The sequence below is a fragment of the Rhizobium lusitanum genome (genome assembly GCF_014189535.1).
GTDB lineage: Bacteria > Pseudomonadota > Alphaproteobacteria > Rhizobiales > Rhizobiaceae > Rhizobium > Rhizobium lusitanum_C.
In genome coordinates this window covers 3,752,556-3,774,960 of the sequence record NZ_CP050308.1, presented here as the reverse complement: position 1 = coordinate 3,774,960, position 22,405 = coordinate 3,752,556, and the positions used below count along the sequence as shown (strand labels likewise).

At 59.9% G+C, this 22,405-nt stretch carries 20 protein-coding genes; 10 read left to right on the top strand and 10 right to left on the bottom strand.

Translation table 11 applies throughout. From position 1 onward, the window contains the following. The first annotated feature begins 47 nt into the window (after positions 1-47). The gene (locus tag HB780_RS32010; protein ID WP_183692436.1) at positions 48-1,406 is read left to right on the top strand and encodes an esterase-like activity of phytase family protein; all 1,359 of its coding nucleotides are present in this window, start codon (positions 48-50) and stop codon (positions 1,404-1,406) included. Between the two features lie 48 nt (positions 1,407-1,454). Here HB780_RS32010 and ppx read toward each other — a convergent pair whose 3' ends face one another. The 4 genes from ppx to HB780_RS31990 form a co-directional block, all read right to left on the bottom strand. After that, on the bottom strand, positions 1,455-2,975 hold the full coding sequence (gene ppx / locus HB780_RS32005) for an exopolyphosphatase (protein WP_183692435.1): 1,521 nt from the start codon (positions 2,973-2,975) through the stop codon (positions 1,455-1,457). A gap of 10 nt (positions 2,976-2,985) precedes the next feature. Then, positions 2,986-5,187 carry an RNA degradosome polyphosphate kinase gene (locus HB780_RS32000; protein WP_183692433.1) on the bottom strand — a complete coding sequence of 734 codons (2,202 nt, stop codon included), beginning with the start codon at positions 5,185-5,187 and terminating at the stop codon, positions 2,986-2,988. Positions 5,188-5,262: 75 nt separating this feature from the next. Continuing rightward, complete coding sequence (gene hdaA / locus HB780_RS31995; RefSeq protein WP_183692431.1) at positions 5,263-5,976, bottom strand: DnaA regulatory inactivator HdaA; 714 nt, start codon at positions 5,974-5,976, stop codon at positions 5,263-5,265. A gap of 2 nt (positions 5,977-5,978) precedes the next feature. Then, complete coding sequence (locus HB780_RS31990) at positions 5,979-7,109, bottom strand: AI-2E family transporter (protein ID WP_183692429.1); 1,131 nt, start codon at positions 7,107-7,109, stop codon at positions 5,979-5,981. A 223-nt stretch (positions 7,110-7,332) separates the two neighbouring features. Between HB780_RS31990 and purM the strand changes: the two genes are divergently transcribed. Together purM and purN are read left to right on the top strand one after the other, a co-directional pair. After that, positions 7,333-8,406 (top strand): phosphoribosylformylglycinamidine cyclo-ligase, encoded by a 1,074-nt coding sequence (gene purM, locus HB780_RS31985; RefSeq protein WP_183692427.1) that lies wholly within the window; start codon positions 7,333-7,335, stop codon positions 8,404-8,406. After that, positions 8,403-9,080 carry a phosphoribosylglycinamide formyltransferase gene (purN, locus tag HB780_RS31980; RefSeq protein ID WP_183692425.1) on the top strand — a complete coding sequence of 226 codons (678 nt, stop codon included), beginning with the start codon at positions 8,403-8,405 and terminating at the stop codon, positions 9,078-9,080. Before purM ends, purN begins: the two co-directional genes overlap by 4 nt. Before the next feature lie 12 nt (positions 9,081-9,092). Here purN and HB780_RS31975 read toward each other — a convergent pair whose 3' ends face one another. From HB780_RS31975 to HB780_RS31965, 3 genes are all read right to left on the bottom strand, one after another. After that, positions 9,093-10,262: an alpha-D-ribose 1-methylphosphonate 5-triphosphate diphosphatase gene (locus HB780_RS31975; protein WP_183692423.1), complete on the bottom strand. Its 1,170-nt coding sequence runs from the start codon at positions 10,260-10,262 to the stop codon at positions 9,093-9,095. Between the two features lie 147 nt (positions 10,263-10,409). Beyond that, a complete protein-coding gene (locus tag HB780_RS31970; protein WP_183692421.1) occupies positions 10,410-11,003 on the bottom strand; it encodes an NUDIX domain-containing protein in 594 nt (197 codons plus the stop codon). Next, positions 11,000-13,123, bottom strand: coding sequence for a molybdopterin-containing oxidoreductase family protein (locus HB780_RS31965; RefSeq protein ID WP_286203203.1), 2,124 nt, complete (start codon positions 13,121-13,123; stop codon positions 11,000-11,002). Before HB780_RS31965 ends, HB780_RS31970 begins: the two co-directional genes overlap by 4 nt. Positions 13,124-13,204: 81 nt before the next feature. Between HB780_RS31965 and HB780_RS31960 the strand changes: the two genes are divergently transcribed. Then, positions 13,205-14,056: a 23S rRNA (adenine(2030)-N(6))-methyltransferase RlmJ gene (locus HB780_RS31960; RefSeq protein ID WP_183692417.1), complete on the top strand. Its 852-nt coding sequence runs from the start codon at positions 13,205-13,207 to the stop codon at positions 14,054-14,056. Positions 14,057-14,087: 31 nt separating this feature from the next. Beyond that, the gene (locus HB780_RS31955) at positions 14,088-14,684 is read left to right on the top strand and encodes a glutathione S-transferase (RefSeq protein ID WP_183692415.1); all 597 of its coding nucleotides are present in this window, start codon (positions 14,088-14,090) and stop codon (positions 14,682-14,684) included. A 44-nt stretch (positions 14,685-14,728) separates the two neighbouring features. On the opposite strand, the gene HB780_RS31950 is transcribed toward HB780_RS31955, so the two are convergent. Both HB780_RS31950 and HB780_RS31945 read right to left on the bottom strand, forming a co-directional pair. Beyond that, positions 14,729-15,952, bottom strand: coding sequence for an RDD family protein (locus tag HB780_RS31950; protein WP_183692413.1), 1,224 nt, complete (start codon positions 15,950-15,952; stop codon positions 14,729-14,731). A 161-nt stretch (positions 15,953-16,113) separates the two neighbouring features. Beyond that, positions 16,114-16,749 carry an outer membrane protein gene (locus HB780_RS31945; RefSeq protein WP_183692411.1) on the bottom strand — a complete coding sequence of 212 codons (636 nt, stop codon included), beginning with the start codon at positions 16,747-16,749 and terminating at the stop codon, positions 16,114-16,116. Positions 16,750-17,175: 426 nt separating this feature from the next. Here HB780_RS31945 and HB780_RS31940 point away from each other — a divergent pair, with 426 nt between their 5' ends. From HB780_RS31940 to HB780_RS31920, 5 genes are all read left to right on the top strand, one after another. Continuing rightward, complete coding sequence (locus HB780_RS31940) at positions 17,176-17,880, top strand: SDR family oxidoreductase (protein ID WP_435693903.1); 705 nt, start codon at positions 17,176-17,178, stop codon at positions 17,878-17,880. Further along, positions 17,877-19,919 carry an excinuclease ABC subunit UvrC gene (uvrC, locus tag HB780_RS31935; protein ID WP_183692407.1) on the top strand — a complete coding sequence of 681 codons (2,043 nt, stop codon included), beginning with the start codon at positions 17,877-17,879 and terminating at the stop codon, positions 19,917-19,919. Before HB780_RS31940 ends, uvrC begins: the two co-directional genes overlap by 4 nt. Positions 19,920-20,131: 212 nt before the next feature. Further along, positions 20,132-20,719 carry a CDP-diacylglycerol--glycerol-3-phosphate 3-phosphatidyltransferase gene (gene pgsA, locus HB780_RS31930; protein ID WP_183692405.1) on the top strand — a complete coding sequence of 196 codons (588 nt, stop codon included), beginning with the start codon at positions 20,132-20,134 and terminating at the stop codon, positions 20,717-20,719. Further along, positions 20,719-20,973 (top strand): molybdopterin converting factor subunit 1, encoded by a 255-nt coding sequence (gene moaD, locus HB780_RS31925; RefSeq protein ID WP_183692403.1) that lies wholly within the window; start codon positions 20,719-20,721, stop codon positions 20,971-20,973. Before pgsA ends, moaD begins: the two co-directional genes overlap by 1 nt. A gap of 5 nt (positions 20,974-20,978) precedes the next feature. Continuing rightward, positions 20,979-21,452 carry a molybdenum cofactor biosynthesis protein MoaE gene (locus HB780_RS31920; RefSeq protein ID WP_183692401.1) on the top strand — a complete coding sequence of 158 codons (474 nt, stop codon included), beginning with the start codon at positions 20,979-20,981 and terminating at the stop codon, positions 21,450-21,452. 4 nt (positions 21,453-21,456) lie between these two features. Here the strand turns inward: HB780_RS31920 and HB780_RS31915 are convergent, their stop codons facing one another. Next, the gene (locus HB780_RS31915; protein ID WP_183692399.1) at positions 21,457-22,353 is read right to left on the bottom strand and encodes a branched-chain amino acid ABC transporter permease; all 897 of its coding nucleotides are present in this window, start codon (positions 22,351-22,353) and stop codon (positions 21,457-21,459) included. Positions 22,354-22,405: the final 52 nt, after the last annotated feature.

The following is a 22,405-nucleotide window of genomic DNA, read 5'->3' as shown; positions in this document are numbered from 1 at the left end:
TGTTAAGCGAGGATTGTCTTGCCAATCCAAGCCAACAAGGTGACACGATGACCCGAATTCTTTTCGCTTCCACGGCACTTTTTGTTCTGCTCGCCGCCACGGCCCATGCCGATGACCAGCAGTTTCCCGCAAAGCTGGCCGCGCAGGCCATCCTGCCGGCCAACACGATTGCCGCAGCACCCGCCGATGCGCCAGATTTCCTGAAGACCTCCGGTAAGTTCACGACGCCGGACCGCAAGCGCACCGAGGCCATCGGCACGGTTCCGGGCAAAGACGGCGCCCGCGTGACCGACCTGAAGCTGCCTTTCGACGGCCAGCCGATCCAGGGCTTCTCCGGCATCAAAGCCATGCCCGACGGCACCTTCTGGACATTGTCGGACAACGGCTTCGGCTCCAAGCAGAATTCGAGCGACGCCATGCTGTTCCTCCACCAGCTCAAGTTCGACTGGGACAATGGCAAGGTGGATGTCGTCCAGAACCTGTTCCTGTCCGATCCGAACAAGAAAGCCCCCTTCCCGATCGTTCTCGAAGGCTCGAATACGCGCTACCTGACCGGCACCGATTTCGACATCGAATCGATCCAGCCTGTCGCCGATGGCTTCTGGATCGGCGACGAATTCGGCCCCTATCTGCTGAAGTTCGATACATCGGGTCAATTGACCGACGTTTTCCCGACCACGCTCGACGGCAAGCCGGTGATGTCTCCCGACAACGCCCTATTGCAGCTGCCCGGCAATCCCTCCCAGAAGATGCCGGCCTTCAACCTGAAGCGCTCCGGCGGCTTTGAAGGTCTCGCTCTGTCCAAGGACGGAACGAAACTCTACGGCCTGCTCGAAGGCGCGCTCTACAAGGATGACGGCCAGATGGAAAACGTCGATGGCCATACCGCCATCCGCGTCATCGAATTCGACACCGCCTCGAAAAGTTGGACCGGCCGTAGCTGGCTCTATCCTTTCGCGGACAAGGGTGCGTCGATCGGCGATTTTAACATGCTGGACGACAAGACCGCGCTGGTGATCGAGCGCGACAACGGTGCGGGCACTAAGGACAAGGCCTGCGCCGATCCGAAACAGCCGAAGCCGGATTGCTTCGAGGCTCCGGCAGAACTGAAGCGCGTCTACAAGATCGAATTCAGCGACGCCAATGTCGGCAAGGCCGTGCGCAAGATCGGCTACATCGACCTGCTGCATATCGAGGATCCGGACCACAAGCGCCGCCAGGGCGGCGGTGACGGCTTCTACGACATGCCGTTTGTCACCATCGAGAATGTCGACCGCGTCGATGCCACGCACATCATTATCGGCAACGACAACAACCTGCCCTTCTCGGCCGGCCGTGCAGTCGACAAGGCTGACGACAACGAGTTCAGCATTCTCGAAGTCGGTGATTTCCTGAACGCGAAGTGATTTAGATGCGAACACCCTCTCCCCGCAATGCGGGGTGAGGGAACGACTTCACTCGAACCGGAACGCCAACCGCCGGTTCGTCAGCTTGGCGAGCTGTTGCAGCCGGCCGTCCAGCCGTTCGCCGGCGAAATCGTGATATTCGGCCGGGACGACGAATTCGAGATCCAGATCCGGGCTTGATGAGCGACGGATCGACAGATCGCGCACGATGCCCGGCATCGAGGCCGAAAACAGATAGACGACGCGCAAAAGGCCGCCGAGCAGCTTGGCACGCTCGATGAGCTGCGGCGTGGCGATTGTCGCCAGCGGCTCGGTGGCGCCGTCGTCATGCAGGCCTTCGAAACGATAATAATTGGCAAGCGCGATGAAGGCGCGGCCAGCATGAGTGATGCCGACGAAGGACGTATGGGCGATGATGTTCAGCGCCTGCAGGCCACGGTAATCGGGATGGGCGCGCCAGCTGATATCGGCAAGCAGGCACGCGGCCTGGCGATAACGGCTCTCCTCTTCCGTCTCGCTGATGCCGAACAAGGGCATCATGCGGCCGGTCCATTCGGCAAGCTCGCGCGCGTGCTCCGGCGAGCGGGCACGCAGGATGGCGAGTTCGCCGGCAGCCGTCAGCAGTGGATCGCTATTGCGCTCAGCTTCTGTCAGCAGCGAATAGAGGTAGCCCTCGCGCACACCCTGGGCCGAGAATGTCACGACGGACGGCTTCATCGCAGCCAGCACTTCCCGCATTGCCACCGCACCGAAGGGCAGCAGCGAGCGGCGGTGCTTGGAGATCGACAGGAAAGCCGGATCTCTCGTTTCCTTGGGTTCGCCGATCTGATCGAGGAAACGCATCATCTCATCGAGAGACACTTCGTAGCCCTGCATCATGTGCAGTGGATATTTGCGGATTTCCATGTGCAGCTTGGCGATGTTTCGCCAGGTACCGCCGACCGCGTAGAAGGTACGCCCCTCGCCCTGACCGAGCAGCTTCGCGGTCTTCACATGCTTGCGGGCAAAGCTGCGGGCTTTCTCGATCGAACCATTGGCGTATTCCGACAATCTCAGGCCGCCGAGCGGTAGGGTGATGCCCTTGCCGATCTCCCTGTCCTTGATATCGATCAACTCCAGCGAACCGCCGCCAAGATCGCCGGCGATGCCGTTCGGATGGAAGAATCCGCTGACGATGCCGAGCGCCGAAAAGCGCGCCTCTTCCTCGCCCGACAGCACGCGTACCTTGCGCTGCAGGATCGTCTCGGCCTTGTGGATGAAATCAGGGCCGTTGCTCGCCTCACGGGCAGCGGCCGTCGCCAGGACATAGATGGTCGATGCGCGCGCCTGGTCGGACAGCGCCTTGAACCGGTGCAGGGCCGCGAGTGCGCGTGCGACACTCTCCTCGTCCATCTTTCCGGTCAGCGCTATGCCCTTGCCGAGGCCGCAAAGCACCTTCTCGTTGAAAAGAATGGTCGGCGACCGCGAATGGCCTTCATAGACGACAAGACGAACGGAGTTCGACCCGATATCGACAACGGAGACCGGGGCTATACCGGGAAGGCGCCCCTGGGCTTCTGATTCAACCATGCAGGTCCAGTTATTTCTTGCGGCCCGACAACAGCCCGGCGATCAGTTTCGGCGCACTGGATTTCAGCGATTCACCACGGCCGGACAGGCTGGGATTGGTCATGAAATACTGCTGCGCGTTGAACGGCTCTTTCCCCGCGCGCACCTCGGTACGCCTCGAAGTCCCGTCCGGCAATATCTCGTAGCTCTGCTGATTGTCAATGATGTTGCCCAGCATGATCTGTGAAAGAACCTGCTCGTGCACGGTCTTGTTGGTCAGCGGAACGAGGGTTTCGACACGTCGATCGAGGTTTCTCGGCATCATGTCGGCCGAGCCGATATAGACGAGCGCCTTGTCCGAGGGCAGGCCCTGGCCATTGCCGAAACAGAAGATGCGGCTGTGCTCGAGGAAGCGGCCGATGATCGACTTGACGCGGATATTCTCGGACAGGCCCGGTACCTGCGGACGCAGGCAGCAGATGCCGCGTATGACGAGATCGATCTCGACGCCGGCGTTGCTGGCGCGATAAAGCGCGTCGATGATGTCGGGGTCGACCAACGAATTCATCTTCATCCAGATCGCCGCCGGCTTGCCGCTCTTGGCGTGCTCGATTTCCTCCTCGATGTGCTGGAGGATGCGCGGGCGCAGCGTATAGGGCGAAACGGCGATCTTCGTGCTCTGCTCCGGCTCACCATAGCCGGTGATGAAGTTGAAGATGTTCGCCATGTCATGGGCGATCTTCGGGTCGCAGGTGAAGTAGGACAGATCGGTGTAGATCTTGGCGGTGACCGGGTGGTAGTTACCCGTGCCGAGGTGGCAATAGGTGCGCAGCTTGCCGTCTTCACGGCGCACGACCATCGACATCTTCGCATGCGTCTTGAGCTCGATAAAACCGAAGACCACCTGCACACCGGCACGCTCCAGATCGCGTGCCCAACGAATGTTGGCTTCTTCGTCGAAGCGCGCCTTGAGCTCGACCAGCGCAGTCACCGACTTGCCGAGATCGGCGGCGTCGATCAACGCACGCACGATCGGGCTATCGTTGGAGGTACGATAAAGCGTCTGCTTTATCGCCAGAACGTCAGGATCGCGCGCAGCCTGAATCAGGAACTGGACCACCACGTCGAAAGATTCGTAAGGATGGTGGACCACCATGTCCTTTTCGCGGATGGCGGCGAAGCAGTCGCCGGCATGTTCGCGGACGCGCTCAGGAAATCGGGCATTGTATGGCTCGAAGCGCAGATCGTCGCGCGGCGCCTTGCAGATCTCGGACAGGGTATTGAGCGCCAGCAAGCCCGGCAGAACGGCGATGCGGTTTTCCGGCACGTTCAGCGATTCCACCACAAACTGGCGCAGCTCGAGCGGCATCTCCGAGTCGGTCTCGATGCGGATCACAGAGCCACGGCGGCGGCGCTTCAGAGCCGTCTCGAAGAAGCGAACCAGATCTTCGGCTTCTTCCTCGACTTCGATATCGCTGTCGCGGATGAGGCGGAAGGTGCCCGAACCCTTTACCTCGTAGCCGGGATAGAGACGCTGAATGAAGATGTTCACGACATCTTCGAGCGTGATGTAGCGGATAACGTTGCTGGCATCCGGCAGGCGGACGAAACGGTCCAGCGCCGGCGGCAGGCGCAGCAACGCGGTCATCGGCTCGCGGCCATTCATGCTGTCCAGCTGTAGCGCGATCGAGAAGCCGAGGTTCGGAATGAATGGGAACGGATGCGCCGGATCGATGGAGAGCGGCGTCAGGACCGGGAAGATCGCCTGTTCGAATTCATTGGCGAGCCACACCCGGTCGGTCTCGGAGAGAGCCGGCGCGCGGACGATCAGAATGTCTTCCTTGGCGAGATACTGCTGCAACACGGCAAGCGATGCCTGCTGCTCCATCTGCAGATTGTCGATTTCTCGCAGGATATCGTCGAGCTGTTCGGCGGGCGTCTTGCCATCCGGCGTGCGCACGAGAATCTTCTGGCGGACCTGGCCCTCGAGGCCGGCGACGCGCACCATGAAGAATTCATCGAGATTGCCGGCGGAAATCGAGAGGAAGCGGATGCGCTCCAGAAGCGGATGCGCCGTGTTCAGCGTTTCCTCGAGGACGCGGCGATTGAACTGCAGCCAGGAGAATTCACGGTTGATGAAGCGTTCGGGGCTGCTCAGCAACTCGTTGATCGGCGGCGTGGCCTCCGGGGCTGGCTGATTGGCGTCCTGATGTTCCGTTACTGCCGAGTCCATGTTCCACCTACCCTCATCTGAGACCTTGCCACGTATAGCAGTTTGACGACGGAACTGTGACAATTCCCCTGTCGCTCAATCTGCCGGACCGGAATTGCCCAATTCATTCAAGACTTCAGCGGCCAGTATGCGTGTAATTCTCGTGCCGCGGCCAAGCGCCAGCCGGTCCAACCGGTCGACGATCAACTGCGCGGCATTCAGGGACCGCTCCATCCGATTGACGATATAAAGGACAAGTTTGTCATCGATATAAAGCTGTCGGTCGGCAAAGAGTTTTACGATCACCTGCGACAATAATTCTTCATCCGGCTCGCCGATCTCGACAACGGTCGCCGCTTTCAGCCGTGAACGCAGGTCGGGCAGCGTAACGGGCCAGGACATCGGCCAGAGCCTGCTCGTCATCAGCAGGCCCGTGCCGTTTTCCCTGACGCTGTTGATAACGTGGAAAAGCTCGGTGTCGTCGAAGCCGAGACGATCGACGTCCTCGAAGATGACGGGGCCGTTTGCCGCGATGACGGCTGCGTCCGAGCCGGCTTGCGGATGGATCGGCACAGCGCCGCTTCTCTCGCACCAGATGCTGGCGAGATGCGATTTTCCCGAGCCGACTGGACCGGCGAGAATGACCACAGGCGACGGCCAGTGCGGCCAGGAATCGACGATCTTCACCGCCGCATTCAAGGGATCGGCAACCAACAGGTCGTCGCGGCCGCTTGCAGCGTCATGGATAAAGGCCAGGGGTAGCTGTTCGGCAGGCTTGCGCCTCAAATCAGCGTTCTTCACATCGGTCATGTCTAGTTTTTCTCAGGATTTCCGGCCTTGGCTTCGCGCGCCTTGCCGGCTTCCGAGTGTCCAAAATAAAGGTCACTTTGAAGGTATCGCGAAAGAGCAAAGCGAACAAGCACGCCGCAGGCCGCAGCAGCCGGAACGGCGATCAGCAGGCCGACGAAACCGAAAAGCGCGCCGAAGGCGAAAAGCGCGAACATCAGCCAGACCGGATGCAGGCCGACACTCTCGCCGACCAGCTTGGGCTGGAGCACATTGCCTTCCAGGAACTGGCCGGTGAAGAAGACGGCGAGCGTGAGGCCAACCCAGATATAATCCGGCCAGAACTGCACCAGCGCGACACTGACCGCGATGAACAGGCCGACCAGCGAGCCGACATAGGGAATGAAGCTGATCATACCGGCGAAGAGGCCGATCAACAGGCCGAAATTCAGGCCGACCAGTGAAAGGCCGACGCCATAATAGATGCCGAGAATGATGCAGAGCGAGCCCTGGCCACGGATGAAGCCAGCGATCGACTGATCGATCTCAGTGGCAATCTGGCGGACGGTGGCGACGTGATCGCGCGGTATCCAGGCATCGACCTTGGCGATCATCCGATCCCAGTCGAGCAATATATAGAAGGCAACGACGGGCGTGATGACCATCAGCGAAAGGATGTTGACCAGCGCCTTGCCGGAACTCCAGATCTGCGCGAAGAGGCCACCGACAAAGCTCAGCCCGTCCGACATGATATTGGAGATATTGTCCTTGAGGACGCCGATCTGACTGCGAATCCAGTCTGGCAGCACCATCGTCTGCGTCTTGGCGATCAACTGCTGAAGCTGCTGCACATAACCCGGTATATGCTGGACGAAATCATTGAACTGATTGATGATGATCGGGATGAAGATCGTCAGCGCCAGAGCGAAGACCAGCACGAAGGCAACCAGAATGACGATCGTCGCCATCAGGCGGCTGAGGCCGATCCTTTCCAGCCGGTCCGCTACCGGATCGAGAAAATAGGCGATCGACATGCCGGCGATGAAGGGCAAGAGGATCGAGCTGAACAGGTAGAGAAAGACAATGAAGGCGCCGAGCACAATCAGCCAGAAGGTGACCTGACGCTTGAGGCTTGTCCCGCTGACTTGTTGCTTCATCGTCGTCCCCACTGCTCACCGCCCTGCTGCCGCTCGCTTAGGACATAGGATGACGCCGCAATTATGGTCAAGCCTGCGGCCGGAAATCGGCCTTCAGGCACTGTGAAGCGGGGAAAATCGAGGCTTTACCTATGTTAGCGCCTTGCATAAAGGCCCACGTCATGCAATGGCGACCCGATCAAGGCCCTGTCGCGATTGAAGGGCGGCCATCGGAGGCGTAAGCATGAGCCAGTCTGGAAAAAACGGTCTGACCTATAGCGACGCGGGCGTCGATATCGATGCCGGCAACCTGTTGGTCGAAAAGATCAAGCCCGCCGTGCGTTCGACGCGCCGGCCTGGCGCTGATGGCGAAATCGGCGGCTTCGGTGGCCTCTTCGATCTGAAGGCTGCTGGCTTCACCGATCCGGTGCTGGTTGCCGCCAATGACGGCGTCGGCACCAAGCTGAAGATCGCCATCGACGCGGACTATCACGACACCGTCGGCATCGACCTCGTCGCCATGTGCGTCAACGACCTCGTCGTCCAGGGTGCCGAACCGCTGTTCTTCCTCGATTACTTCGCCACTGGCAAGCTCGACCCCGACCAGGGTGCTGCGATCGTCGGCGGTATTGCGGCCGGCTGCCGCCAGGCGGGCTGCGCATTGATCGGTGGCGAGACGGCGGAAATGCCGGGCATGTATTCTGACGGCGATTACGATCTGGCCGGTTTCGCCGTGGGCGCCGCCGAGCGCGGCCAGCTCCTGCCGTCCGGCGATATTGCCGAGGGCGATGTCATTCTCGGCCTCGCCTCCTCCGGCGTTCATTCCAATGGCTTCTCGCTGGTCCGCAAGATCGTCGACCTCTCCGGCCTCGCCTGGGATGCGCCGGCGCCCTTCGCAGAAGGCAAAGCGCTCGGTGAAGCCCTGCTGACGCCGACGCGCATCTATGTGAAGCCGCTTCTGAAGGCGATCCGCGAGACCCATGCCATCAAGGCACTGGCCCATATCACCGGCGGCGGCTTTCCCGAAAACATTCCGCGCGTGCTGCCGAAGCATCTTGCCGCCGAGATCGATCTGGCCGCCGTCAAGGTGCCGCCGGTATTCTCGTGGCTCGCCAAGACCGGCGGTGTCGAGGCCAAGGAAATGCTGCGCACCTTCAATTGCGGCATCGGCATGATCGCCGTCGTCGCAGCCGAGAATGTCGACGTGGTCAAGGCGGCACTCGAGGCCGAAGGCGAATCCATCGTCACGCTCGGCCGCATGATCGCCCGCGACGAAGGCGCTGCCGGCACCGTCTACAAGGGTACGCTGGCAATATGAGTTTGGCCCGCAAACGCGTCGTCGTCTTCATTTCGGGCAGCGGCTCCAACATGATGGCACTGGTCAAGGCGGCTGCGGCTTCAGACTACCCTGCCGAAATCGTCGCCGTCATTTCCGACAAGGCGGATGCAGGCGGGCTGGCGAAGGCCGCCGCCGAGGGCATTGCCACCTTCGCCTTCATGCGCAAGGATTTCGCCAGCAAGGACGCGCATGAGGAGGCCATCCTCGCGCAGCTCGAGGCGCTGTCGCCCGACATCATCTGCCTTGCCGGCTACATGCGTCTGCTCACCGGCCGCTTCATCCAGAGCTACGAAGGCCGGATCATCAACATCCATCCTTCGCTGTTGCCACTTTTCCCCGGCCTGCACACGCATCAGCGCGCCATCGACGCCGGCCAGCGGATCGCCGGCTGCACTGTGCATTTCGTCACTGAAGGCATGGACGAAGGCCCGGTGATCGGCCAGGCGGCCGTGCCGGTGCTCACCGACGACACCGCCGACGCACTGGCGACGCGCGTGCTCACGATAGAGCACCGGCTCTATCCGCAGTCACTACGGCTGCTGGCGGAAGGCAAGGTACGGATGGAAAGCGGCAAGGCCGTTACCACGGCAAAGGCACCGGCTGCCGCCGGCCAGCAGATCTTGTCACTGCTCGGCGACGTCAGCCGGATCTAGTCGAACTTCCCCTCAGGCAGCCATGGCCATCAGCGGATGCAGCGTGCCGTCGCTATAAACGACGCGGCCGTTGCGGAAAGTGGTGCGGATGCGATGAACCGCACCATGCTCGACAGCTACCAGATCGGCTTTCTGGCCGATGGCGATCGCGCCGCGATCCGTCAGGCCGGCAGAGCGCGCGGCATTTGCCGTCGCCATGGCAACAGCCGCAGGCAGTCCGCCGCTGGCAACCTCGGCAATCTTGAAGATCGCCGGCACGAAGGCGGCCGGGTGGTAATCGGCGGCGATGATGCCGAGCAGGCCCGCTTTCGCCGCATCGAGAGCACTCAGATTGCCCGACATGGACTGACCGCGCAGCGCGTTCGGTGCGCCCATCAGCGTCCAGAGGCCGCGACGGTGCGCCTCTTCGGCGGCCGGCAGCGTCACAGGGAACTCGCTGATCGTGACGCCGAGATCATGCATCTCGGCGACCTTCTCGGCGCTGTCATCATCATGCGATGCGAGCGACAGCTTATGCTTCAAGGACAGGCCGACAATGTCGTGCAGCTTGCGCTCGATATCCGGATCCTGCCGCATGGCAATACGACGGGCCACCATCTGCTCTGCCGCCTCTCGCGACATGGAACGGCGCTCGGACATGCTTAGGATATAGGCCTCGATATTGTTGTATTGCCCCTGCCCCGGCGTGTGGTCGGTCAGCGACACCATGTCGACGACGCCATCCTCCAGCAGCCGCTCCAGCGTCGGCGCGGCGCCGACATTGGTGATCTCGTAGCGGGCGTGGACGCGGTGGTCGATCAGCAGGTTATCACGCAGGCTGCTGATACCCTTGATCACCGCCGAGGTGGTCTCCAGCGAGCGCACATGGCCATAGACGCTTTCGGTGGCGAAGGAGACAGCTGCGTAGGCGGTGGTGACGCCGGCAGCCGCAAGCTTCTTGTCGAGTTCGTGGATGCCGAAATCGATCGGCATCGTCGCGTTCGGGCGCGGCGCGATTTCGCGCTCGATCATATCGCCATGCAGATCGACAAAGCCGGGCATCAGCAGCCGTCCGCCACCATCGAAAGTCGCGTTCGCCACCCGTTCGGTGCGGATCTCGGCAATCACGCCGTCCTCGATGCGAATGGAACCCTGATCGACCACCTCATTGGGAAGAACGAGCGTGAAATTGCTGAGCCACATCGGCTTTCTCCTGAAATAGCGTCAATCGTATCAAATATATGACAATGGTCCGGACCTATCCGGCGATCGCCTCCCGATAGGCGCAATTCGTGACACCGTGATGAAGATCGCGGCACCGATTGACGGTGCACTCGCACACCAAACAATTTACCCCAAGCTTGTCTTGTTCAAGGCGGCCCATTGCAACAACATGACCGTCTTGGCGTCGTAGATCTCGCCGGCTTCGATCATCGCCACCGCATCGGCCAAACGGACTTCGAGCACCTCGATATCCTCGTGTTCGTCGGTCAAGCCGCCGCCCTCGGCGACACGGTCCGTGGTGTCGACAACAGCGGCGAAGAAATGGATGATTTCGGTGACCGCGCCGGGCGAGGTGAATGTCTTGAAAAGAAACCTGATATCGCGGACGCGGAAACCGGTTTCCTCCATCGCCTCGCGGCGGATTGCTTCTTCCGGATGATCGCCATCGAGTAAGCCGGCCGGGACTTCGATCATCCAGGCGGGAAATCCGGTGAGATAGGCCGGCAGGCGGAACTGCCGCACGAGGATGACCGTCTCGCGCTTGGGATCATAGAGCAGGATGCAGGCGGCCGGCGTGCGGTGATAGATCTCCCGCTTCAGCCGGTGCGTCTCGCCGGCGGAATCCGTATAGTCGATGTCGTAGCTGCTGAGCCGCGTCCATTGATCCGAGAGCGTCGTCTCGTTGACGATCTCGACCTTGGCTTTCTCGAACTTCGTCATCTCACATCCTTGCGCAGCCAGACCTTGTTGTCGTGAACGGCAGCACCTCCATAGGGCGCAACGGGATCGGCGCCGGTAAGCACATTGATCCCCTCGCCGTCCACATGCGCCTTGTTCGGCCACAGCCCCTCGGCGATCAGCACGCCGGGTTTCACTTCCGTCGTAATGCGCGCATGGATGCGGATATCGCCCCTGACATTGCCGATCTGCACGAGATCACCATCGATAACGTCAAGCGCCGTGGCGTCCGCCGGATTGATCATCACCTCCGGGCGGCCTTCCTTCTGGCGTGAGGTCTTGGTTTCGGCAAAGCTCGAATTGAGGAAATTGCGCGCCGGCGAAGTCGCGAGACGGAAGGGGTGATCCTCATCGGCAACTTCGATGACATCGACCTGATCCGGAAATTCCGGCAGTTCGATGTGCGGGCCAAGCAGGCCAACGGCGTCCGGCGGGCGGTTCGGAGCGGGCTGGTTGACCCAGTCGGGACGGAAACGGAACCTGCCGTCGGAATGGGCGAAGCCGTTGAGGAAGTGCGCCTCCTCGAAAGCCGGCTGGCGGTCGAACCATTTGTGCTCGAGGAAGTAGTCGTAGTCCGGCAGGTCGCTATCCGACAGGAGACGGTCGACCATTTCGCGCGCGGAGAAACCAAAGCCTGGACGATCGGCGACGCCAAGGCGTTTCGCCAGCTCCTCGATGACGAAGAGATTGCTGCGCACCGTCGAAGGCGGCTCGACCAGCTTGGGGCCGAGCAGGATGTGGTTCTGGCCGCCGGCACGGTAGATATCGTCATGCTCGACGAACATGGTGGCCGGGATGACGATATCGGCCATCTCGGCGGTATCCGTCATGAATTGCTCGTGCACTGCGACGAAAAGATCGTTGCGGGCAAAGCCGCGCTTCACCAGCCGCTGTTCTGGCGCGATGTTCACCGGATTGGTGTTCTGGATCAGCATGGCCGTCACCGGCCCGCGATGACGTAGCGCCACGGCATCGCCTGTGAGCGCCCGGCCGATCTGCGACTGGTCGATCATGCGGATATCCTGATCCAGCATCGACCGGCCGGTCAACTCACTGCTGTCCATGCGAAAAATATCGCTGTTGGAATGAAAGGCACCGCCGCCCTCATACAGCCAGGAGCCGAGCACCGTGGCGATCGAGGCCGCCGCGTGCATGGCGACGGCGCCGTTGCGCTGGCGGGTGAAGCCGTAGCCGAGACGAAAGTAAGTTTTCTTCGTCGTGCCGACGAGCTTTGCGAAGGCTTCGATCTCATCCACGGACAGGCCGGTAATCGCTGCCGCCCATTCCGGTGTCTTCGTCTTCAGATGCGCTTCCAGACCGGCGGGATCGTCGGCATATTTTGCCATATAGGCACGGTCGGCATAACCATCGCGGAAGGCGACGTGCATGACGGCGCAGGCAAGTGCCGCATCCGTGCCCGGCTTGACGATCAGCGCCAGGTCGGCCTGCTTCATCGTCGGGTTGTCGTAGATATCGATGACGACGATCTTGGCGCCGCGCTCTTTTCGCGACTTCACCGCATGGGTCATCACATTGACCTGGGTAGCAACCGCATTGGTCCCCCAGATGACAACGCAGTCGGTACGGCCCATTTCGTGAGGATCCGGACCACGAAGCGTGCCCGTCGCCATGGTAAAGCCGGTCCAGGCGGGATTGGTACAGATCGAAGAGAAGAAGCCGGAATAGCGCTTGGCGTGACGCAGGCGATTTATCGAATCGCGCTGCACGAGGCCCATGGTGCCTGCGTAGTAGTAGGGCCAGACCGCTTCGCTGCCATCCTTCACCTCGGCCTTGATGAAGGCATTGGCGATCTCGTCCAGCGCGTCGTCCCAGGAGAGTTCCTGCCAGCGCCCCTCGCCCTTGGCGCCAGCGCGGCGCACAGGCTTCATCAGCCGATCGGGATGATAAAGCCGCTCGGCGTAACGAGCGACCTTGGCGCAAATGACGCCTGCCGTATAGGAATGGTCCCGCGCGCCGCGTACGCGACCGACCTTGCCATCCTCGGTCAGATCGATCTCCAGGGCGCAGGTGGAGGGACAGTCGTGCGGACAGGCTGTGTGGCCTATCTTGGATTTGGCTGGAATGGGGGTCGCAATGTTCATCGTATTTGTATATTTCAAGCCATGTCCGGCAAAAAGGCATAATCTCGCCCATCGCAACAATTCATACGGACTTCACCGAAAATGAACTATCGGCATATCTACCACGCAGGCAATTTCGCCGATGTGCTCAAGCACGCGGTGCTCGCCCGGCTCGTCCGCTACATGCAGAACAAGGACAAGGCATTCCGTGTTCTGGATACCCATGCCGGCATCGGGCTCTACGATCTCTCTTCGGAGGAGGCGCAGAAGACCGGCGAATGGCAGGATGGTATCGGCCGGCTTCTCGACGCCGAACTCGTGCCACAGCTCGCCGATCTGCTGGAGCCCTATCTGACCGCCGTTCGCGAGCTCAATCCCGATGGCGGCCTGCAGTTCTATCCCGGCTCGCCGAAGCTCGCCCGCATGCTGTTCCGCCCGCAGGACCGGCTGTCGGCCATGGAGCTGCACCCCGAGGACTTCCAACGGCTGCACCGGCTGTTCGAGGGCGACCATCATGCACGCATCACCGAGCTCGACGGCTGGCTGGCGCTCGGCGCGCATCTGCCGCCGAAGGAAAAGCGCGGCATCGTGCTGGTCGACCCGCCTTTCGAGGAAGACGGCGAATATGAGCGACTGGCGGATGGCCTTGCCAAAGCCTGGCGCCGTTTTCCCGGCGGCACCTATTGCCTCTGGTATCCGATCAAGAAGGATGCGCCGATCAAAGCCTTCCACGAGGCGCTGCAGGCATCGGAGATCCCAAAGATCCTCTGTGCCGAACTGACGGTCAAAAGCGACCGCGGATTTACCGGGCTGACCGGCTCCGGCCTCATCATCGTCAACCCGCCCTTCACGCTGAAGGACGAGCTGCACGCGCTGCTGCCGGCGCTGAAAGATATGCTGGCGCAGGACCGTTTTGCCTCGCAACGGGCGTTCTGGCTGCGCGGCGAACACTGAATTTCATTCCGCACATATTACAGGTGAATCCATGAAGCTGCTCTGCTCGCCCACCTCCCCTTTTTCCAGCAAGGTGCGGATGGCCGCGCGGCATCTCGGCATCGAGATCAACGAAATCCGCGTCGACACCAATGCTGGGCCGAACGTGCTGGTCGACAACAATCCGCTCGGCAAGATCCCGACACTATTGACGGATGACGGCGAAGCGATCTTCGACAGCCGCACCATCATGCAATATTTCCATCGACGGAAAGGCAAGAAGCTCTACCCTGCCAAGGATAGCAAGCGCACCGAAGCCGAGGTGCTGGAAGCGCTTTGCGATGGCGCCAACGAATGCCTCCTGGCGATCGTCTATGAACGCCGCCTGCGCGATCCGGACAAGCAGCATCAGCCCTGGATCGACCGGCAGTGGACGAAGGTCGGCCGCGCCCTCACCCATCTCAATGCCGAGCCGCCGAAGATCGGCAAGAGGCTGCATGGCGGGCACTTCGCCCTGGCATCCCTGCTCGGCTATCTGCAACTGCGGTTCGAAGGAGAATGGGAAGCGGATCACGCCGACCTGATCGCCTGGGTGCGCAAGTTCGAAAAACACTTCCCCGACTATCAGGCAATGAAGCCGCAGGCCTGACCCATTAGCGCCCGATAATCCACGGTTTTCTTCAATAAATCGCTTCAATCAGCCGTACTGAATACGGCTTGAACAAATTCGTTCTTACCCGGCAAGTCCTCTACTGGACGCCCGCGCGCGAAAACAAGCGTTCTCCAGGCATGCCTCTTGGTAACCGCAACGGTAATCTCCACGTTCGTATCATTGTCCCTGATACTCTTACCAACGGCGCGAAGAGCAGGGTATCCGTAAACGATCACAGGCTCCCACTCCGAGCTAATGCTAATATCCGCAGCGAGCGTGCTCTGAAGGGCGTTGGCATAGGTAAGGTTTTTAAGTCCATCCAACTCCAACTGTTCATAACCAAAGAGCGCTTCTGCGAGTTGCGCGTTCGCCGCGAAATAAAACACACGACCACTGTTTGTCGTCACCTCTTGCACTTGCCACATCCTGGCAATGGGGGCGGAGCGATTGTTGACGGGATTGGCCCAAAGTCGGGCCGCGTGAATATTGCGATTGGCCCATAGATCTTCGGCTTGCAGGTACGTTAAGAAACAGTACAGGCTCAAAGCGAAAAGTATTCCTACCCCAACCCGGAATTTCGACGGCTTTCCAACGACGTCCGTTCCGCCTTGATCATAGCTCGCTGGTTTTCCGGCCGTCACTTGGCTGTATTGGTAGATCTGGGTAAACAATCCAAAGATTGGGATACCAAGCCCGAGACCTGCCAGCCAGACCTTTACCTCCCGAACGAGAAAAAATTTTAACCTACCTTGGTTCTTTGAGGCGGACACACGTATACCCAATATTGCTTTGCCTGGCGTTGTCCCCGTCAGTGCCATTGTCAGCGCAAGCACTAAAGCTGCGAGTGGCAAGAGACAGAACCCCCAGACGGCACCGTTCATTTCTACAATTTTGAAATACAAAACGGGAGCGTAACGCGCGCTTGTAAACGAAAGCGCAAACCCAAGCACCGGCAGCACGATAGAATTGTCGATTAATCTCGCCCAGAAACGCGGCCACGGGCGCGCAGGACTCGGTACATTGACGTTTTCGACTATGGATACCGCCGGCGCGTTTGGCAGCGGGGGCGGTGTCGGCAAAGATTGCGGCTGCACGAAAGCGCTCGCAAACTCCTCAACGTCCTGGGCACGTAACCATCTATCCGCCCCAGATGTCCACAGCAGCGTTTCGCCTTTCACCGTTCCCGAGTGGATCAGTGCGCGTATCTCATCTTCTTCAACCGGCCCCAGATAGCCGTTCCCTACCCCGTAAAGCCACTTCGCCATGTATATGCCCTCACCGAACCACAACCATATAGACGAGAGTCGGCAAAAAATTCAAACGGCAAAGTTGAAAATCCCTCAGAACAACGAACGTGTGGGAATTATTCAAAAACAAAAAAAGCCGGGGCAAAACCCCGGCTTCTTCGTCAGACAATTCTGTCAGATTAGAACTTTACGCCAACACCGACCTTGACGCTCTGCTCGTCGTAGCCGCGCGAAAAGTTGCCAGAGTCGAGACCGAACTTTTCCTTGCCGTAGTCGGTGTAACGATATTCGATACGAGCCGTTACGTTGCTGGTGATGAAGGTTTCAGCACCGGCACCAACCGTGTAGCCAACAGCAGTCTTGCTGTCAGACGAGGTGTCGTCGGAAAGCTTGTTCTGGCCGACAGCCAGACCGGCCGTGCCGTACAGCATGAATGGGTTGAAGTCGTAGCCGAGACGGCCGCGAACCGAGCCATTGACGCCGTTCTTGGCAGTCAGGCCGTTGCGGCTCGCGTCCAAACCGGAGTAGCCGAGGTCAGCTTCAACGCCGTATACGATCTGGCCCTGCTGCCAGTTGTAACCGGTGAAGGCCTGGCCGCCGAAACCATAGGCGTTGCCAGTGCGCTTGTGGAATTCACCCTTCTGCCAGTCGCCTGCACCACCGATGTAGAAACCTGACCAGTTGTTGATAGCCGGCGCCGCGTCCTGTGCAACAGGCGGCTGCGGAATCTGCTCTACGGCATCAGCTGCATAAGCTGCATTGATACCGCCGAGAGCGAAAGCGGAGACCATGAGGGTCTTAATAAGAGTACGCATACTTTTCTCCTTTCAGGCTCGTGTTCCTGGTCTACTTTTGTCGACTTCGGAGCACCACGAGCAATTACAAAATGTCCCTCCCGGATCGACACTGAAATTGGAATGCAAATGAGGAAATCGAAGAGCTAAATTATGATATCATTGTGGCACAGGCGTGGCTGAATTTCGATGTTGCTTCAACGCAACAGACGAATTGTTAACCATAACGAATGATTAAAGCGCGTATACTTATTTTACTTCAAATATATCTAAAGCTTTACACTGGTCATCGTCGCCGCTTGTGTTGCAAAAGCACCATTTCATATGGTGTATCGACGCCCTATATGAGCTTCTGTTGGGTAACGGCGAGGAAAAGGCAGCATCTTGAGCCAGGAAAAACTACGCACCGCGCTGATAACGGGTGCATCAAAAAGAATAGGCCGAGCAATGGCCGAGGATTTGTCGGCGAACGGCTTTGCGGTGGCGCTGCACGCCAACCAATCGATTGCCGAGGCGGCCGAGATCGTGGCAACATTGCGGCAGAAGGGCAAAAAGGCGATTGCGATCAAGGCCGACCTACAAAATTCGGCAGAGACATCGACACTGATCGAAAGGGTCGTTTCTGAGCTCGGACCGCTGGATCTGCTGGTCAATAATGCCTCGGTTTTCCAGGGTGATTCTGCCGACCGATTCGACGCCGAAGCTTTCGACGCGCATTTCGCTGTGCATGTCCGCGCGCCCTCAATTCTCGCTGCCGATTTCGCGCGGCAGCTTCCGGACGACGTTCCCGGGCTGATCGTCAACATCGTCGACCAGCGCGTCTGGGCGCTGAACCCGCGCTTCTACTCTTATACATTGTCGAAGGCGGCGCTTTGGACGGCGACCCAGACGATGGCGCAGAGCTTCGCGCCGCGCATCCGTGTCAACGCCATCGGCCCGGGCCCGACTGTGCGCAGCGTGCGGCAGACGGAAGAGGACTTTCAGGCGCAGATCGACGGGCTTATATTGAAGGCCGCGCCCGAGCTTGGGGAATTCGGCCGTACCGTCCGCTTTCTTTTTGACACGCCTTCGATCACAGGCCAAATGATAGCGCTCGACGGCGGCCAGCATCTTGCCTGGGAAACGCCTGATGTGGCGGAGAGCATGGAATGAACGGACGAAAGCTGCCTGACGGCGGCGTTCTCTACGACGAATCAGAAGATATTGAAGACGACATCGAGGTTGAAGGCGATGCCGGCGCTCCGCTTGCGGCGCCCGTCGACTGGAACGAGGGCGGCAAGAACGAAACCGGCCTGAGCGGCGCGGAATTGATTGCCGAATTCGTCAAGCGGTTGCCGAACAATCCCGGTGTCTACCGCATGTTCAACGAAGACGGCGACGTGCTCTACGTCGGCAAGGCGCGCAGCCTTAAGAAGCGTGTCGCCAATTATGCGGTCGGTCGCGGACATTCCAACCGCATCGCCCGCATGGTACGCGAAACCGCGAATATGGAGTTCGTTACCACCCGCACCGAGACGGAAGCGCTGCTGCTGGAAGCGAATCTGATCAAGCGCTTGCGGCCGCGCTTCAATGTGTTGCTGCGGGACGACAAGTCCTTCCCCTATATTCTCATCACCGGCAATCATCGGGCGCCCGCCATCTTCAAGCATCGCGGTGCGCGGGCTCGCAAGGGCGAATATTTCGGGCCCTTCGCCTCGGCCGGCGCAGTCGGACGCACCATCAATTCGCTGCAACGCGCCTTCCTGATCCGCACCTGCGCCGACAGCGTCTTCGAAACCCGCACCCGGCCCTGTCTTCTCCACCAGATCAAGCGCTGTTCCGGCCCCTGCACCCATGAGATCAGCGACGAGGGCTATGCCGAGCTGGTGCAGGAGGCGAAGGACTTCCTTTCCGGCAAGAGCCAGAACGTCAAGGCGCATATGGCCGAGGCGATGAACGCCGCCGCCGAAAATCTTGATTTCGAGCGCGCCGCCGTCTTTCGCGACCGGCTAGCGGCGCTGTCGCATGTGCAGAGCCATCAGGGCATCAACCCCACAGGCGTTGAAGAGGCTGATGTCTTCGCGATCCATCACGAGGGTGGCATCTCCTGTATCCAGGTGTTCTTCTTCCGCACCGGCCAGAACTGGGGCAACCGCGCCTATTTCCCGAAAGCCGACCCATCGCTTTCAGGCGCCGAGGTGCTGAACTCCTTCCTGGCGCAGTTCTACGACGATAAGCCGGTGCCGAAGCAGATCCTGTTGTCGGAGACGGTGGAAGAGATCGAGCTGTTGGCCGCCGCACTCGGCGAAAAGACGGGCCACAAGGTCTCTATCCTGGTGCCGCAGCGCGGTGAGAAACGCGATCTGGTCGACCACGTCGTTGCCAATGCGCGCGAGGCGCATGGCCGTAAGCTTGCCGAGACAGCCTCGCAATCGCGGCTGCTCGCGGGTTTCAAGGAGACCTTCCAGCTTCCTTATGTGCCGCAGCGCATCGAGATCTACGACAACTCGCACATCATGGGCACGAACGCGGTCGGCGGCATGGTCGTGGCCGGACCGGAAGGCTTCGTCAAAGGCCAGTATCGCAAGTTCAACATCAAATCCACCGACATCACCCCCGGCGACGACTTCGGCATGATGCGTGAAGTCATGACAAGGCGCTTCTCCCGCCTGCTGAAGGAAGAGGGCAAGCCGGATCGCAGCCTCAACGCGGAAACCCCGGCCGCCGATGCTGCGGATCAGCCCTTCCCCGCCTGGCCGGATATCATCCTCATCGACGGTGGTCAGGGACAGATGACGGCGGTGCGCACCATTCTCGAGGAACTGAGAATCACCGACAGCGTCATCGCCATCGGCGTTGCCAAGGGTGTCGACCGCGATGCCGGCCGCGAGCGTTTCTTCGCCGCCTCCCGCGAGAGCTTCACGCTGCCGCCACGCGATCCCGTGCTCTACTTCATCCAGCGCATGCGCGATGAAGCGCATCGTTTCGCCATCGGCTCGCACCGGGCGCGACGCAAGAAGGAGATGATCAAGAACCCGCTGGACGAAATCGGCGGCATCGGCCCTTCGCGCAAGCGGGCGCTGCTGCAGCACTTCGGCACCGCCAAGGCCGTGTCGCGCGCCGCACTCTCCGACCTGATGGCGGTTGAAGGCATATCTGAAGCCGTGGCGACGCAGGTCTACAACCATTTTCACGAGGACGCCGCGAAATAAGTACAGCTCGTCGCAAATTCCACGCAATAACGACGAAAAAACAGAAACAATGTTGACGGTAAGGTCCTCAAACCATCATCTAGGACATGATCTCAAAAAGTGCGGAGCGGTTTTTGGACAAGATCATGTTAAATCAAATGGCTGGAGTAAGATGGCGTCGTAAGGACAAGTCCACTTTGCTCCGATGAAACAACCGAAACGAAACGAACCCCATGGCTTCGCGCGCATATAGCATTCCCAATCTGCTCACCTATGGCCGCATCCTTTGCGTACCGTTGATCGTCCTTTGCTTCTTCGTCGAAGGCAAATTGGAGGGATCCGATTTTGCACGATGGGTGGCGCTCTGGATCTTCGTCATCGCCTCGCTCACCGATTTCCTCGACGGCTATCTGGCGCGCATCTGGAATCAGACGTCGAATATCGGCCGCATGCTCGACCCGATCGCGGACAAGCTGCTGGTCGCGTCGATCCTTCTCCTGGTCGCTGCCGACGGCACGATCGCCGGTTGGTCGCTTTGGGCGGCGATCATCATTCTTTGCCGCGAGATCCTGGTCTCGGGCCTGCGCGAATATCTGGCGGCGCTGAAGGTCAGCGTGCCGGTGACGCGCATCGCCAAATGGAAGACGACCGCGCAGCTCGTCGCCATCGCCTTCCTACTGGCCGGACCGGCGGGCGACAAGGTACTACCCTATACGACGGAACTCGGCATCATCCTGCTCTGGATCGCAGCGCTGCTGACCATCTACACTGGCTACGATTATTTCCGTGCCGGCGTGAAGCATATCGTGGACGAAGAGTGATGACGAAGCTCGTCTATTTCGCCTGGGTGCGGGAGAGGATCGGCAAGGGAGAGGAAGAGATTTCGCTTCCCGCCGATGTGGTCACTGTCGGCGATCTCCTGAATCATTTGAAGACCTTGGGCGAGGAATACGAGACGGCGCTTCAGTTTCCCGATGCGATCCGCGTTGCCATCAATATGGAACATGCCGATCATGACGAGCCGATCGCCGGCGCCCGCGAAATCGGCATATTCCCGCCGATGACGGGTGGGTGAATATTATGACGGCCGAGCCGCTCGTCAAAGTCCAGCGCGAGGATTTCGATCTCCAGACCGAGATCGATCGCCTGACGAACGGACGGCTTGATATCGGCGCAGTCGTCACCTTTTCCGGCCTCTGCCGCGACGAAGGTGGTATGCTCGGCGCACTGGAACTCGAGCACTATCCCGGCATGGCGGAAGCGGAAATCACCCGCATCGCGACGCTCGCCATCGAGCGCTTCGACCTGCGGTGCCTGACCGCCATTCATCGCTACGGCAAGATTTCGCCCGGTGAAAACATCGTCCTCGTCATCGCCGCCGCCTCGCACCGGCAGGCAGCCTTCGACGGCGCCAATCTTGTCATGGACTTCCTGAAAACGTCCGCACCCTTCTGGAAGAAGGAACATGCGAAAGACGGCAAGGAAGGCGACTGGATTTCGGCCAGGGACGCCGACGATGCCGCGCGGGACAAATGGACCGTCGACAACAAATAGGCTCTCAGGGAACCACGCGCTCGCGCCGGCTCAGCACCAGCAACAGGACAAGCAGCGAGAAGATCACGAAATCACGCCACAGGAACGGGCCGTAAGCACCCCACATGGCCTCGAACAATCCGAGCAGTGCGGCACCGCCTGCCGATTTCAGCGGATCGGAATAGCCGCCGACGGCGGCGATCAATAGCACCTTCAACCCGAACATCAGCCCTGCACCGAAATCCATCGTGCCGTAATAGGAGGTCGCCAGCACGCCGCAGACCGTTGCGACCAGGGCAGAAGCGACATAGGCCAAAAGAAAGACCCGGTCAGCGCTTGTGCCGCAAAGCTCGGCCGCCAGCGCATCATCCGTCACCGCCCGCCAGATGCGGCCCCATCCGGTATATCTTAGCACATAGGCTCCGCCTAAGATCATCAGGACCATCAGCGCCGAATTGATGAGCTGGATCTTGGTCAGCGTGACGCGAAAATCACCACTGTCCCAAAAGACGATCATCTCGTTCAGAAAGGGCGGCAACCAGATGCCCCGCGTATTGGAAGCGAGCCGCGCCGTCTCCATCAGGATGATCATCATGCCGAGAGCCGCGACGATCACCATGTTCGGCGACTTGCGCGATAGCGGCAACATGATCACCCGACCGACGAGAAGGCTTGCTCCCAACGTATAGGCGGCAGCGATGGCGGTGCCGAAAAGAAGAGCCACCGGCAGGATCAGGATGAGCCTGGTATAGCCGACGTCGGTGAACAGGACCAACATCTGGCCGGCAAAGGCAAACAGCGCGCCATATGTGATATCAGCCCGCTTCATCACACCAAAGGCAATGGCATAGCCGAAGGCCAGCGCGGCATAGAGCGCGGCGAGCGGAACGGCATTTGCCAACTGTTGCAAGAGATAGGCCATTCATCCTCCGACGATCGGCAAATAGTAACTGGTAAAAGCTATTTTACCAGTT